The organism is Micromonospora sp. NBC_01412 (genome assembly GCF_045040215.1).
GTDB classification, from domain to species: Bacteria; Actinomycetota; Actinomycetes; order Mycobacteriales; family Micromonosporaceae; genus Micromonospora; species Micromonospora rubida.
On record NZ_CP109528.1, the window covers coordinates 4,292,231 to 4,305,795 of the forward strand.

Genomic DNA, 13,565 nt, shown 5'->3' on the forward strand with positions numbered 1-13,565 from the left:
AAGGCCGCCCCGGCCAGCCGACACATATCCGAAATTTCCGGAATAGCTTGACGTTGCCTTGGCGCAGTGTGACTCTATTGGTACGCAGCGTTAACGCGACGAAGGTCCGGGGGCGCGCGGGGAACCAAACCGGGGGGATGCGCGGGGCGGCCGGACAGTGGGCGGAAAGTCCGTTCACGACCGACCGCCCCGCGCGCTGCCCGCTCTCGCGCGTAAGGTGAAGGGTCGCGCAGCACTCCGTTCGTTCGACAGGAGCTTCTATGACCAGCACCCTCCCGGCTACCCCCAGCGGCAGGCCGTCCGAGGCCCGGCCGAGCACCCTCGCCGAGGGCGACTACAAGGTGGCGGATCTGTCGCTCGCCGAGTTCGGACGCAAGGAGATCCAGCTCGCCGAGCACGAGATGCCGGGCCTGATGGCGATCCGCCGAGAGTTCGCCGAGGCCCAGCCCCTCGCCGGGGCGCGGATCACCGGCTCGCTGCACATGACCATCCAGACCGCCGTGCTGATCGAGACCCTGTTGGCGCTCGGCGCCCAGGTCCGCTGGGCCTCGTGCAACATCTTCTCCACCCAGGACCACGCCGCCGCCGCGATCGTCGTCGGCCCGGACGGCACCCCCGAGGCCCCGGCCGGCGTTCCGGTCTACGCCTGGAAGGGCGAGAGCCTGGAGGAGTACTGGTGGTGCACCGAGCAGGTGCTGGCCTGGCCGGACGGCCAGGGTCCCAACATGATCCTCGACGACGGCGGCGACGCCACCCTGCTCGTGCACAAGGGCGTCGAGTTCGAGAAGACCGGGGCCGTCCCGCCGGTCGAGTCCGCCGACTCCGAGGAGTACGCGGTCATCCTTGAGGTGCTGCGCCGTTCCCTCGCCGAGGACGGCCAGCGCTGGACCCGGATCGCCGCCGGCATCAAGGGCGTGACGGAGGAGACCACCACCGGCGTGCACCGGCTCTACGAGATGCACCGCAACGGCGCCCTGCTCTTCCCGGCGATCAACGTCAACGACTCGGTGACGAAGAGCAAGTTCGACAACAAGTACGGCTGCCGCCACTCGCTGATCGACGGCATCAACCGGGCCACCGACGTGCTGATCGGCGGCAAGATGGCCGTCGTGCTCGGCTACGGCGACGTGGGCAAGGGCTGCGCCGAGTCGCTGCGCGGCCAGGGCGCCCGGGTCGTGGTGACCGAGGTCGACCCGATCTGCGCCCTCCAGGCGGCGATGGACGGCTACCAGGTCGCCACCCTGGACGACGTGGTCGGGCAGGCGGACATCTTCGTCACCGCCACCGGCTGCTTCGACGTCATCACCAACGAGCACATGGCCCGGATGAAGCACCAGGCCATCGTCGGCAACATCGGTCACTTCGACAACGAGATCGACATGGCCGGCCTGGCCAAGCGCTCCGACGTCGAGCGGATGAACATCAAGCCGCAGGTCGACCTGTGGAAGTTCGCCGACGGGCACTCGATCATCGTGCTCTCCGAGGGCCGGCTGCTGAACCTGGGCAATGCCACCGGGCACCCGAGCTTCGTGATGTCGAACTCGTTCGCCAACCAGACGATCGCCCAGATCGAGCTGTTCACCAAGCCCGAGGACTACCCGATCGGCGTCTACGTGCTGCCCAAGCACCTGGACGAGAAGGTGGCCCGGCTGCACCTGGGCGCGCTCGGCGCGAAGCTGAGCACGCTGACCAAGGAGCAGGCCGCCTACCTGGGCGTCTCGCAGGAGGGCCCGTTCAAGCCGGAGCACTACCGCTACTGAGCCACACGAAGGGACCGGGTCGGCCGCGCTGCGGCGGCCCGGTCTTTTCGCGTGCCGGCCGAGGCGGTCCCGCCGCATGGCCGGGTGACATCGCCGTGGACAACTTGACGAGTTCACGAAACGGGAGGAAGGTATGGCTGCCCTAAGTTAGTCGAGGCATGCCTTACGGATCACGGAGTCCCGATGTTCGCCACCTACCTGATCGGCCTGCGGGAGGGCCTGGAAGCGACCCTGGTGGTCAGCATCCTGGTCGCCTTCCTCGTGAAGTCGCAGCGCCGGGACCGGCTTCCCCAGGTGTGGGCGGGCGTCGGGCTCGCGGTGGCCCTCTCGGTGCTGTTCGGCTGGCTGATCGAGTACACCTCGACCTCGCTGCTGGCCCGCTCCGAGGACCGGGAGCTGTTCGAGGCGGTCACCTCGGTCGCGGCCGTCGTCTTCGTCACCTGGATGATCTTCTGGATGCGCCGAGCCGCCCGGACCATGGCCGGTGAGCTGCGCGGCCGGCTGAGCGAGGCACTCGCGGTCGGCTCCGTCGCGGTGGCCGGGATGGCCTTCCTCGCGGTAGTGCGGGAGGGCCTGGAGACCGCCCTCATCTTCTACTCCGCCGCCCAGGGCGCGGCCGGGGACAGCGGGCCGCTGCTGGCCCTGATCGGCGGCATCGTCAGCGCCGTGGCCATCGGCGTGGGCCTCTACTTCAGCGCCCTGAAGATCAACCTGTCCACGTTCTTCACCTGGACCGGTGCCCTGCTGATCCTGGTCGCCGCCGGCATCCTCAAGTACGGCGTGCACGACTTCCAGGAGGCCGGCGTGCTGCCCGGCCTGAATAACCTGGCCTTCGACATCACCGGAGTCCTCGACCCGGGCACCTGGTACGCCGCCCTGCTCGCCGGGATGTTCAACGTCACCCCCGCGCCGAGCGTGCTGGAGACGGTCGCCTGGGTCGCGTACGCCCTGCCGGTGCTGCTGATCTTCCTGCGCCGGCCCGCCGGCCCGGCCCGGCCCCCCACGAAGGCAGCCGCCGCCCCGTCCGGCCCGGCGGCCCCCACCGGCACCGACTCTTCCACCACCAGCGGAACCGGGCCGGCGACCGCGTCGCCGCGCGCCTGACCTCACGAGGAGAAACCCCTGATGCGTACCACCCGCTTCCTGGCACTGGCCGCCACCGGCGTGCTGGCCACCACCGGCGTCGCCGCCTGCGGCGGAGCGGAGAAGGATGGCGGCGCGGCCGGCGACGGGGGCCCGATCACCGTCAAGGCGACCGACACCGCGTGCGAGGTCGGCCGGACCGACCTGCCCGCCGGTCAGACCTCCTTCAAGGTGACCAACTCCGGCGCCAAGGTCACCGAGTTCTACGTCTACGCGGCCGGGGACCGGGTGATGGGCGAGGTGGAGAACATCGCCCCCGGGCTCAGCCGTGAGCTGCGCGTCGAGCTGCCCGCCGGGACGTACGAGACGGCCTGCAAGCCCGGGATGATCGGCAAGGGCATCCGGGGGGCACTGAAGGTCAGCGGCACCGCCGCGACCGTCGCCCCCGACGCCGCGCTGGCCGAGGCCACCGCGAGCTACCAGCGCTACGTCAACAGCCAGACCGCCGCCCTGCTGACCAAGACCGAGGAGTTCGTGGCCGCGGTCAAGGCCGGTGACGTGGCGAAGGCCAAGGCGCTGTACCCGGTGGCCCGCACCTACTGGGAGCGGATCGAGCCGGTGGCGGAGAGCTTCGGCGACCTCGACCCGAAGATCGACGGCCGCGAGGAGGTCATCGAGGAGGGCATGGAGTTCACCGGCTTCCACCGGATCGAGAAGGACCTCTGGACGACCGGCGACATCAGCAAGGACGGCCCGATCGCCGACCAGCTCCTGGTCGACGTCAAGGCGATCGTGGCCAAGGCCAACGCCGAGAAGCTCACCCCGCTCCAGCTCGCCAACGGCGCGAAGGCGCTGCTCGACGAGGTCGCCAGCGGCAAGATCACCGGCGAGGAGGAGCGCTACTCGCACACCGACCTCTGGGACTTCAACGCCAACCTGGAGGGCTCGAAGGCTGCGATCGCCTCGCTCCGCCCCGCCCTGGAGCAGCGCTCCCCGGAGCTGGTCGCCCAGCTCGACAAGGAGTTCGCCAATGTGGAGACCGCGCTCGGCAAGCACCGCGACGGCGACGGCTGGAAGCTGCACACCGCGCTGAGCAAGGCCGACCTGAAGGAACTCTCGGACAGCATCAACGCGCTGGCCGAGCCGATCAGCAAGGTGGCGGCGGTCGTCGCCCGGTGACCGACCGTCCCGGTGGGCGCAGCGACGAGCAGGGGAGGGTGAGGGCATGAGCGGGAACCAGGTGTCCCGGCGGAGGGCGATCACGCTCGCCGGCGCGGGGGTCGCCGGGGTGGCCGGCGTCGCCGCCGGGGCCGGCGCGCTGGCCCGGGGCGGGGGCGACCGCGCCGCCGCCGACCAGGGCGCGGCGGCCGGCGCGGTGCCGTTCCACGGCGAGTACCAGGCCGGCATCACCACCCCGGCCCAGGACCGGCTGCACTTCGTCGCGTTCGACGTGGTCACCAAGGACCGGGCCCGGCTCGTCGACCTGCTCCAGGAGTGGACGGCCGCAGCCGCCCGGATGACCGCCGGGCGGGACGCCGGGGTGATCGGCGCGGTCGGCGGCGTCCCCGAGGCCCCGCCGGACGACACCGGCGAGGCCCTCGGGCTGCCCCCGTCGCAGCTCACCCTCACCATCGGCTTCGGCCCGACGCTCTTCCGCGACGCCCAGGGGAAGGACCGGTTCGGCCTCGCCGGCCGCCGCCCCGCCGCGCTGGCCGACCTGCCGCACTTCGCCGGGGACGCGTTGCGCCCGGAGCTGTCCGGCGGGGACCTCTGCGTCCAGGCCTGCGCCAACGACCCCCAGGTGGCGGTGCACGCCATCCGGAACCTGGCCCGGATCGGCATGGGCGTGGTGAGCGTCCGGTGGTCGCAGCTCGGCTTCGGGCGCACCTCGTCCACGTCCCGTGGCCAGGCCACCCCGCGCAACCTGTTCGGCTTCAAGGACGGCACCGCCAACCTCAAGGCCGAGGACGCCGGGCTGCTGCGCGAGCAGCTCTGGGCCCAGCCGGGCGACGGGCCGGACTGGATGACCGGCGGGTCGTACCTGGTCACCCGCAAGATCCGGATGCTGGTCGAGACCTGGGACCGCAGCTCCCTGGTCGAGCAGGAGCAGATCGTCGGCCGCACGAAGGGCAGCGGCGCCCCGCTGGGCGGGGGCGACGAGTTCGACGAGCCCGACCTCGCCGCGAAGGGCGACGATGGCCAGCCGCTGATCGCCGAGACCGCGCACGTCCGGCTCGCCCACCCGAGCCAGCACGACGGCGCGCGCCTGCTGCGCCGGGGCTACAACTTCGTGGACGGCTCGGACGGGCTGGGCCGGCTCGACGCCGGGCTGTTCTTCATCGCCTACCAGCGGGACCCCCGCAAGCAGTTCGTGCCGATCCAGACCCGGCTGGCCCGCAACGACGCGATGAACGAGTACCTGCGGCACGTCTCCAGCGGCATCTTCGCCTGCCCGCCCGGGGTGCGCGACGGCGGCGACCACTGGGGCCGGTCGCTCTTCGGCTGAGCCACCCGACCCGCCTGCCTGGCCCGCGTACCGGCGGGTCAGTCGCCGGCCCCGGCGGCGCGCGGCCCACCCCCGGCCGGCGCCGGGGCCAGCTCCGGCCACAGCGTCGCGGTGCGGGCCCGGGCCCGGTGCAGCCGGTGGGTCGCCCGGCGGTGCCGCTCGGCCAGCACGGTGGCCAGGCACACCCCCTGCGGTACGCCGGCCGGCGGCGGCGGGGTCGTCACGGCTGCCACCTCCGCCCAGAGCGCCCCGGCCAGCCGGGACCGGGCCGGCTCGGCGAACCGGTGCGCCCGGGTGACGTACTGCCGGACGGCCAGCGCGAGGTCGTCGTCGAGGCGGGTGAGGTCCAGCGCGTACGCCCAACCGGCCAGCGCCGGGGCCAGCAGCGGGGCGGGCCGCCAGGCGGTGGCGACGCGGGTGTGCACCACCATCGTGCCGGCCACCAGGTCGCCGAGCCGTCGGCCGCGCCGGTCGGTGAGCATCACCGCCACGCTCGCCACCCAGCTCAGCAGGGGCAGCACCAGGCCGGGCCACTCGACGGCCACCCCGACCAGGGCCCGGGTCAGGGACTGCCGCAGCCCCACCGGCCCGCCGTCGACCCGGACCACCCGCAGCCCGACCACCAGCTTGCCGGGCGTGCGGCCCCCGGCGAACCGCTCCCACAGCGTCGGGTAGCCGACCAGGACCAGGATCGCCCCGACGGTCTGCAGCGCGCTGCTGAGCGCCGCGTCCGCGAGCCCGGCCGGGAACGCGGCAACCGCCGCCGACAGGCAGACCACCAGGCCCACCGCGATCCCCGCCTGCGCCACCAGGTCGAGCAGCAGCGCCAGCACCCGGGAGCCGATCCGGGCGGCCCGGACGTCCAGCGCCACGGCCTCGCCGCTGACCAGGCCGGCGTCGCCGCCGGACGCGCCGGCGACCGGTGCCGGTGGTTGCGCGTTCACCAGCACAGTGAACACTATGGTCGCCGGACGGGGGAGGACCAGTGGATCTCGACGCGTACGTCGCCGAGCACCGGGGCGAGTGGCACCGGCTGAAGGCACTGTCGGTCCGGCGTCGACTCTCCGCCGCCGAGGCCGACGAGCTGGTCGCGCTCTACCAGCGGGCCGCCACCCACCTGTCGGTGCTGCGCAGCCGCTCGCCAGAGCCCGGACTCGTCGCCGAGCTCTCCCAGCTCGTGCTGCGGGCCCGGGGCCGGATCACCGGCCGGCCCCGCCCGTCGTGGGCCGCCGTCGGGCGGTTCCTGCTGGTCGGCTTCCCCGGGGCGGTCTACCGGGCCTGGCCGTGGTGGTGCGCGGTGGCGACCGGTTTCAGCCTGCTCAGCGGCTTCCTCATCTGGTATGTCGCCGGGCACCCGGACACCGCCGCCGCGTTCGTCGGCGAGGAGGCCGCCGCCGAGCTGGTCCGGTCCGGGTTCGCCGGCTACTACACGGAGTTCTCCGCGCCGACCTTCGCCTTCCACCTGTGGACGCACAACGCCTGGCTGGCCGCCCAGTGCCTCGCCTCCGGGGTGCTCGTCGTGCCGGTGCTCTGGCTGCTCTGGCAGAACGCCCTCAACATCGGGGTGGTCGGCGGGGTGATGGTCTCCTACGGCCGGGCCGACGTGTTCTTCGGCATGATCACCCCGCACGGCCTGCTGGAGCTCACCGGGGTCTTCGTGGCCGCCGGGGTCGGGCTGCGCACCGCATGGGCGTGGATCGCGCCACCACCCCGGCTCACCCGGGGCCGGGCGGTGGCCGAGGCCGGCCGCTCCGCCGTGCTGGCCGCAGTGGGCCTGGTCGGCGTGTTCGCGGTCTCCGCCGGCCTGGAGGCGTTCGTCACCCCGGCCCCGCTGCCGGCCGCGCTCCGCATCGGCGCCGGCGCGGCGGTCTGGCTCGCCTTCCTCGCGTACGTCGTCGTGCTCGGCCGCCGGGCGGTCGGCGGGAGCTGCGTCGCGCCGGATACGGCCGCCGGGTCCATAGTCGACATTCCGGGGCTCAGAGCCGGCCGAGGGACTTGAGGCGGAGGTAGGCGTCGGCCACCTCGGGGGCCAGCCGGTCCGCCGGGGCGTCCAGCACCGTGACGCCGTACCGGGTCAGGGCGGCGCGGAGGCGGTCCCGCTCGGCCAGGGCACGCCAGGCCGCCGCGGCGGCGTACGCGTCGGCGGGCCGGTCCGGCGCGGCGGTGGTCAGCGCGGTGAGCACGGGGTCGTGGGTCGCGGCGACGATCACCCGGTGCCGGGCGGCCAGCCGGGGCAGCACCGGCAGCAGCCCCTCACCGAGCGCCCCGGCCTCCAGCGCGGTGAACAGCACCACCAGGCTGCGTTGCCGCTCCCGGCGCAGCACCTCGCCGGCGATCAGCGCGAAGTCGGTCTCCACCAGCGCCGGCTGGAGCGGAGCGACCGCGTCCACCAGCCGGGTCAGCAGCGCCGGGCGGCCCGCGCCGGTCACCACGGCCCGGACCACGGCGTCGGCGGCGATCAGGTCGACCCGGTCGCCGGCGCGGGCGGCCAGCGCGGTGAGCAGCAGCGCGGCGTCGAGGAAGGTGTCCAGCCGGGGTTCGTCGCCGATCCGCGCCGCCGAGGTCCGCCCGGTGTCGAGGACGCAGACCAGCCGCCGGTCCCGCTCCGGGCGCCAGGTGCGCACCAGCACGTCGGAACGGCGGGCGCTGGCCCGCCAGTCGATCGAGCGGACGTCGTCGCCGACGACGTACTCGCGCAGCGTGTCGAACTCGGTGCCCTCGCCCCGGCCCCGGGTCACCTGGGTGCCGTCGATCACCCGCAGCCGGGCCAGCTTCTCCGGCAGGTGCCGGCGGGAGTCGAAGCGGGGCAGCACCCGCAGCGTCCACGCCGGGGTGGCGGGGCGGCCGGCGCGCTGCCGGAACGCCAGCCGCAGCGGCCCGTACGAGCGGACGGTCAGCGCGACCGCCGGCCGGTCGCCGCGCCGTGCCGGGGTGAGTCGGGTCGGCAGGTCGACGCCCGCCCCCGGGTCCACCCGGACCACCCGCCCCGGCGGCACGTCCGGCCGTGCTCCGGCCGACGGCACCCACTCGTCCCGGACCCGGGCGTGCAGCGTACGGGCCGAGGCGTTGGTCAGCCGCAGGGTGACGGTCGCGGTGCCGCCGAGCCGGACCCGCCGGTCCCCGTCCCGGTCGGCCGCGATCCCGGCCGGCGGCGCGGCCAGCGCCCAGTCGACGGCGGTCAGCGCCAGCACGACCATGGTCATCAGGGCCACCCCGACGAACGGCGCCGGCCACAGTGGCAGGGTGGCGGCGCCCGCCGCCAGCAGCGCCGCCGCCCGCCAGGTCATCGCGGCGTCGGCACGGTGGCCAGCACCGTGTCCAGCACCGCGTCCACCCCGACCCCCTCCAGCTCCGCCTCCGGGCGCAGCCGCAGCCGGTGCCGCAGGGTGGGGCGGGCGACGGCCTTCACGTCGTCGGGGGTGACGTGGTCCCGGCCGGCCAGCCAGGCCCACGCCTTCGCGGTGGCGAGCAGGCCGGTCGCGCCCCGGGGGGAGGCGCCCAGCTCCAGCGCCGGCACGGCCCGGGTGCCCCGGCACAGGTCCACGACGTAGCCGAGCACCGGGTCGGCCACGTACACCCGGCCGACCGCCGCCCGGGCGGCGGCCAGGTCGTCGGCGGTGGCCACCGGCCGTACGCCGGCCGCGGCCAGGTCGCGCGGGTCGAACCCGGCGTGGTGCGCCCGGAGCACCCCCAGCTCCTCGTCCCGGCTGGGCAGCGGCACGGTGAGCTTGAGCAGGAACCGGTCGAGCTGCGCCTCCGGCAGCGGGTAGGTGCCCTCGTGCTCGACGGGGTTCTGGGTGGCGGCCACGATGAACGGCTCCGGCAGCGGCCGGCGCTCGCCCTCCACCGACACCTGTCGCTCCTCCATCACCTCCAGCAGCGCGGACTGGGTCTTCGGCGGGGTCCGGTTGATCTCGTCGGCGAGCAGCAGGTTGGTGAAGACCGGTCCCTCGCGGAAGGTGAACGCGGCGGTGCGCGGGTCGAAGATCAGCGACCCGGTGACGTCGCCGGGCATCAGGTCCGGGGTGAACTGCACCCGCTTGCTGTTCAGGTCGAGGGCGGCGGCGACGGTCCGGACCAGCAGCGTCTTGGCCACCCCGGGCACCCCCTCCAGCAGCACGTGCCCCCGGCAGAGCAGGGCGAGCACCAGTCCGGTGACCACCCCGTCCTGCCCGACGACCGCCTTGGACACCTCGGCGCGCAGCCGGTGCAGGGCGGCGCGGGCGTCGTCCGGGCCGGCGGTCGGCGGCTCGGCGGTTCCGGCGGGTCGGGTCACCGGGGGTCCTCCTTCGGCGGGGCGGGGCGGGGTCGGGGGACGGCCGCCGGCCGGTCGGGGCCGGGCGGGTCGGCCTGCGGGTCGGCGGCGGCCGGGTTCGGTGGACGCGGGCCGGCGGCCACCGGGGGGTGCACGTGCGGGCCGGTGTCCGCCCGGGCCGCCTCGGGCGTCCCCGCGACGGTACGGGTCAGCAGGTCCAGCGAGCGGGCCAGGTCCAGCAGCTCGCGGTCGGTGGCCGGCTCGTCGCCGTACAGCAGGTCATGAGCCTGCGCGGCGGTGCCGCCGGCCCGTGCGGCGACGGCGGCGGACACCGCGTCGGGGGGCGGGTCGGCGGGCAGGTTGAGCCGGGGCAGCAGCCGGGCCAGGGCGGCGGAGCGCAGCGTGTCGGCGGCCGGGCCCCGGGCGCGCGCCCGCTGGTAGAGCCGGGCCCGACCGAGCACCGTCTCGGCCGAGCGGACGGCCACCGGCAGCGGCTCGGAGACCGGCGGGCCGAGCCGGCGGGCCCGCCAGAGCACCAGCAGCAGCGCGGCCAGGGCGAGCTGCGTCAGCAGGGCCCAGAACCAGGCGGGGAAGGCCGCCCAGAGCGGGTTGGGCGGGGTCCGGCCGTCCGCGGTGGAGTCCCCGTCGCCCCGGTCGTCGCCGGACGCGCCCGGTTCGTCGCCGCCGTCGGGCGGCCCGTCGTCGCCGGTCCCGCCGCCCGGGCCCCCGGGATCGGCCGGCCAGCTCGGCCCGGCGGTGCCGCCGGGGCTCGGTGGCGGCGGGGCGGGGCCGTCCAGGTCGAGCCAGACCACCCGGCCGGTCGTGCCGAGCAGGCCCGTGGCCAGCTCCCGGTTGCCCCGCTCGGCGATCCGGTCGTTGCGGAACGGGTCGCTGGCCCCGATCACCACGGTCTCGGTCGACCGGGGCACCCGGGCCAGCCCGGCGGCGTAGCAGCGGTCCACGGTCGCCCCGGACCGGCCGGGCGGGACGGCGTAGCGCTGCCGCTCGGCGGCGGCGACCCCGGCGCGGGCCGCCTCGGGCAGCGCGCAGGGCCGCCCGTCAACGTCCGGCCCGACCGCCCGGGTGGCCCACCGCCGGCCGGCGGGGACCAGGGGCAGGCCGGTGGCCTCCAGCACCTGCCGGGGTGGGTCGACCAGCACGAGTCGGGTTCGGCCGGGCAGGTCGCGCAGCGCGCCGAGGGTGTCCGGGTGCAGCAGCCCCGGGGCGGGCACGAAGAGCGTCGCCCGCCCGGCGGTGGCCAGCATCGCTCGCAGCGGGTCGGTCTCCCGCTGCACGACGACGCCCCGGTCGCGCAGCGCGTCGGCGAGCCGGCTGCCGCCGTCCGCGTCGGTGGCGACCGGGGAGAGGAAGCCCGGCTCGGTGGGGTCGGGCTGGTCCACGGAGTGGGTGACCACGGTGATCGTGACCAGCAGCGCGGCCAGTCCCAGCGGGATCGCCAGCCGGTGCCAACGTCGGCGGCGCGGTGCGCTGGCGGGCACCGGTGTGGACGCCGGTGTGGCGGGCGCCGGTGTGGTGGACGCCGGGGCGGCGGGCCCGGTGTGGTGCGGCACGGCGGTCACGTCCGCTCACCGCCCTGCGGGGCCGGGGCCGCAAGGGCCCGGTGCAGTTCCGCGGCCAGCTCCCGCATCCGGCGGTCGTGCTCGGCGGCGGCCGGGCGTTGGGCGTACCAGAGGTCGGAGAAGATCCCGGCGGCGGCGGCGAGCGGCGGGCCGACCGGGGGACGGCGTGCCGTGGCGGCCGAGGTCAGCTCCGCGACCGTCATTCCCGGGCGCTGCTCCACCACCCGCCGGGCCACCAGTTCGCCGAGCATGCCGCGTAGCCGTTCCCGGACCGCCTCGGCGTAGCGGCCCTGCGCCGCCAGCTGGTCGGCCAGCGGGCCGGTCCCGTCCGGCGGGGCGGCGTCCGGCGCGGGCGCCGCCGTCCCGCCGGCGGCCGGGCCGGTTCCCCGGTGCCGCCGGAGCCGGGGCAACCGGGCCCGGCGGAGCCGGGGCAGCCGGAGCCGGGGCAGGCGGCGGGGGACCCAGGCCGGGTGGTGGTACCAGCCGAGCGCGACCAGCCCGGCGGTCAGCAGCAGGAGCAGCGCGGCCAGCGGCAACGGCAGGTGGTCGCCCAGCGCGGCCGTGGTCTCGGTCCACCACCGGCTGAGGCTCACCGGTCGGCCGCCAGCAGTGCCGGCTCGCCGAGTCCCGCCGGGGCCCTGGAGAGCCGGATGTCCAGCCCTTCGGTGCGCATCCGGCCCTCCAGGTGCAGGACCGCGTCGAGGCAGGCCAGCGCAGGGTAGGCGACGCCGTTCACGCCGGCCCAGATCGCGCCGGAGACCGGCACGGCCCAGGCCGGGTCGGTGAGGTCCACGAGGCCCAGCGCGCGCAGCCCGTAGAAGACGCCCACGCCCAGCCCGACCCGGACGATCCACCAGGCCAGGTAGCCGAGGAGGCGGACGGCGGCGGCCCGGCAGCCGGCGCGCAGCGCGAGGGCGGCGGCGCGCAGCGGCGCCCGGGCGGCGGCGACCCGGTCCACGACCAGCGCCGACGCGACCGAGCCCAGCAGCGCCCAGGCGACCACCCAGCCCGGCCCGAGCAGGGCGGCCACGAGCATGACCGCGCCGACCCCGGCGGCCAGCAGCGCGGTCGCCCCCGGCCGGGCCCCGGCGGGCCGGACCAGCTCGCCGGGCCCGGCGGTACGGCCCAGCAGCGCCGCCCCGGCGGCCCGGGCGGCCGGGTTGCCGAGCAGCAGGACGATCACCGCCTCGGTGGCCGCCCCCACCGCCAACAGCCCCCAGTACGGGGCGAGCTGCCCGAGATGGAACGCGAAGCCGGGCGGTCGGGCCCCGGCGGCGACCCGCAGCGGGTGCAGCAGGAACTGCTCGGCGGTGGCGAGGACGAGCGCGGCCGGGATCAGCACCCGGGCGTGCCCGCGCAGCAGCAGGACGGCCGAGTCGAGCAGCTCCCCGACGGTCAGCGGCCGGCGCGGGAGCACGGCGGTCGGGCCGGCGTCTGGCACGCGTACTCCCCGGGGACGGCTGGCGATGGCCGGGGCTCGGTGGCACCCGCACCGGTCATGGTGACACGACCCCGCGCGCTGGACGTGCGGTGGACGGCCAACCGGCAGTACCGTGCCGGGTGACGCCGATCCCGGCGAACCGCCGACCCCGTCAGGGTGACGCCGGTCCCACCAAGACGAACGGAGATGGAAGTATAAATCCCATGAGAGCCCGGGTACTGGTGGTCGACGACGACCCCGCGCTCGCCGAGATGCTCGGCATCGTCCTGCGCAGCGAGGGCTTCCTGCCCTCGTTCGTCGCCGACGGGGAACGGGCGCTGGCCGCGTTCCGGGAGAACCGGCCCGACATCGTCCTGCTCGACCTGATGCTGCCCGGAATGAGCGGCATCGACGTGGCCCGGGCGATCCGCGGCGAGTCCGGCGTGCCGATCGTGATGCTCACGGCGAAGAGCGACACCGTCGACGTGGTGCTCGGGCTGGAGTCCGGCGCCGACGACTACGTGGTCAAGCCGTTCAAGCCCAAGGAGCTGGTGGCCCGGATGCGGGCCCGGCTGCGCCGGGGCGAGGACGTGGCACCGGAGATGCTGACCATCGGGCCGCCCGGCAACCAGATCAGCATCGATGTGCCGGCGCACACCGTCAGCCGCAACGGCGAGGAGGTGAAGCTGACGCCGCTGGAGTTCGACCTGCTGGTCGCGCTCGCCCGCAAGCCCCGTCAGGTGTTCACCCGGGAGGTGCTGCTGGAACAGGTCTGGGGATACCGGCACGCCGCCGACACCCGGCTGGTCAACGTGCACGTGCAGCGGCTGCGGGCCAAGATCGAGCCGGACCCGGAGCGACCGGAAATCATCCTCACCGTCCGGGGCGTGGGCTACAAGGCCGGCACCGGATAGCCTGGGGCGTACTGTGACCACCTCCCCGACGTCCGGTCCCCCCTCCA

12 protein-coding genes are annotated in these 13,565 nt (G+C 75.4%); 6 read left to right on the forward strand and 6 right to left on the reverse strand.

What is annotated here, in order from left to right:
- Positions 1 to 260 precede the first annotated feature (260 nt).
- The 4 genes from ahcY (at position 261) to efeB (ending at position 5,349) form a co-directional block, all read left to right on the forward strand.
- Positions 261 to 1,760 (forward strand): adenosylhomocysteinase, encoded by a 1,500-nt coding sequence (gene ahcY / locus OG617_RS19685; protein ID WP_396676211.1) that lies wholly within the window; start codon positions 261 to 263, stop codon positions 1,758 to 1,760.
- A gap of 183 nt (positions 1,761 to 1,943) precedes the next feature.
- Complete coding sequence (gene efeU / locus OG617_RS19690) at positions 1,944 to 2,864, forward strand: iron uptake transporter permease EfeU (RefSeq protein ID WP_405094530.1); 921 nt, start codon at positions 1,944 to 1,946, stop codon at positions 2,862 to 2,864.
- A gap of 21 nt (positions 2,865 to 2,885) precedes the next feature.
- Positions 2,886 to 4,022, forward strand: a complete 1,137-nt coding sequence (efeO, locus tag OG617_RS19695; protein ID WP_405094531.1) for an iron uptake system protein EfeO — start codon at positions 2,886 to 2,888, stop codon at positions 4,020 to 4,022.
- 46 nt (positions 4,023 to 4,068) lie between these two features.
- Complete coding sequence (efeB, locus tag OG617_RS19700; RefSeq protein ID WP_405094532.1) at positions 4,069 to 5,349, forward strand: iron uptake transporter deferrochelatase/peroxidase subunit; 1,281 nt, start codon at positions 4,069 to 4,071, stop codon at positions 5,347 to 5,349.
- 38 nt (positions 5,350 to 5,387) lie between these two features.
- Here efeB and OG617_RS19705 read toward each other — a convergent pair whose 3' ends face one another.
- Entirely contained in the window at positions 5,388 to 6,293 is a 906-nt protein-coding gene (locus OG617_RS19705) for an RDD family protein (RefSeq protein WP_405094533.1), read from the reverse strand.
- Positions 6,294 to 6,334: 41 nt separating this feature from the next.
- Here OG617_RS19705 and OG617_RS19710 point away from each other — a divergent pair, with 41 nt between their 5' ends.
- The gene (locus OG617_RS19710) at positions 6,335 to 7,348 is read left to right on the forward strand and encodes a stage II sporulation protein M (RefSeq protein ID WP_405094534.1); all 1,014 of its coding nucleotides are present in this window, start codon (positions 6,335 to 6,337) and stop codon (positions 7,346 to 7,348) included.
- Here the strand turns inward: OG617_RS19710 and OG617_RS19715 are convergent.
- From OG617_RS19715 to OG617_RS19735, 5 genes are read right to left on the reverse strand one after another with little or no spacing between them, the layout of a single operon-like run.
- Positions 7,326 to 8,636, reverse strand: coding sequence for a DUF58 domain-containing protein (locus OG617_RS19715; protein ID WP_405094535.1), 1,311 nt, complete (start codon positions 8,634 to 8,636; stop codon positions 7,326 to 7,328). The genes OG617_RS19710 and OG617_RS19715 overlap by 23 nt on opposite strands.
- A complete protein-coding gene (locus OG617_RS19720; RefSeq protein WP_405094536.1) occupies positions 8,633 to 9,625 on the reverse strand; it encodes an AAA family ATPase in 993 nt (330 codons plus the stop codon). The genes OG617_RS19715 and OG617_RS19720 overlap by 4 nt, the downstream gene beginning before the upstream one ends.
- A complete protein-coding gene (locus OG617_RS19725) occupies positions 9,622 to 11,184 on the reverse strand; it encodes a DUF4350 domain-containing protein (RefSeq protein WP_405094537.1) in 1,563 nt (520 codons plus the stop codon). Before OG617_RS19725 ends, OG617_RS19720 begins: the two co-directional genes overlap by 4 nt.
- Positions 11,181 to 11,777 (reverse strand): DUF4129 domain-containing protein, encoded by a 597-nt coding sequence (locus OG617_RS19730; RefSeq protein WP_405094538.1) that lies wholly within the window; start codon positions 11,775 to 11,777, stop codon positions 11,181 to 11,183. Before OG617_RS19730 ends, OG617_RS19725 begins: the two co-directional genes overlap by 4 nt.
- Positions 11,774 to 12,625, reverse strand: a complete 852-nt coding sequence (locus OG617_RS19735; RefSeq protein ID WP_405094539.1) for a hypothetical protein — start codon at positions 12,623 to 12,625, stop codon at positions 11,774 to 11,776. Before OG617_RS19735 ends, OG617_RS19730 begins: the two co-directional genes overlap by 4 nt.
- Before the next feature lie 203 nt (positions 12,626 to 12,828).
- Here OG617_RS19735 and mtrA point away from each other — a divergent pair, with 203 nt between their 5' ends.
- Complete coding sequence (gene mtrA, locus OG617_RS19740; protein ID WP_117665835.1) at positions 12,829 to 13,518, forward strand: MtrAB system response regulator MtrA; 690 nt, start codon at positions 12,829 to 12,831, stop codon at positions 13,516 to 13,518.
- Positions 13,519 to 13,565: the final 47 nt, after the last annotated feature.

What these genes read in the sequence shown, in the direction of transcription:
- ahcY (WP_396676211.1), top strand. Translation starts at nt 261, where the DNA reads ATGACCAGCACCCTCCCGGCTACCCCCAGCGGCAGGCCGTCCGAGGCC.
- efeO (WP_405094531.1), top strand. Translation starts at nt 2,886, where the DNA reads ATGCGTACCACCCGCTTCCTGGCACTGGCCGCCACCGGCGTGCTGGCC.
- efeU (WP_405094530.1), top strand. Translation starts at nt 1,944, where the DNA reads ATGTTCGCCACCTACCTGATCGGCCTGCGGGAGGGCCTGGAAGCGACC.
- mtrA (WP_117665835.1), top strand. Translation starts at nt 12,829, where the DNA reads ATGAGAGCCCGGGTACTGGTGGTCGACGACGACCCCGCGCTCGCCGAG.
- efeB (WP_405094532.1), top strand. Translation starts at nt 4,069, where the DNA reads ATGAGCGGGAACCAGGTGTCCCGGCGGAGGGCGATCACGCTCGCCGGC.
- OG617_RS19715 (WP_405094535.1), bottom strand. Translation starts at nt 8,636, where the DNA reads ATGACCTGGCGGGCGGCGGCGCTGCTGGCGGCGGGCGCCGCCACCCTG.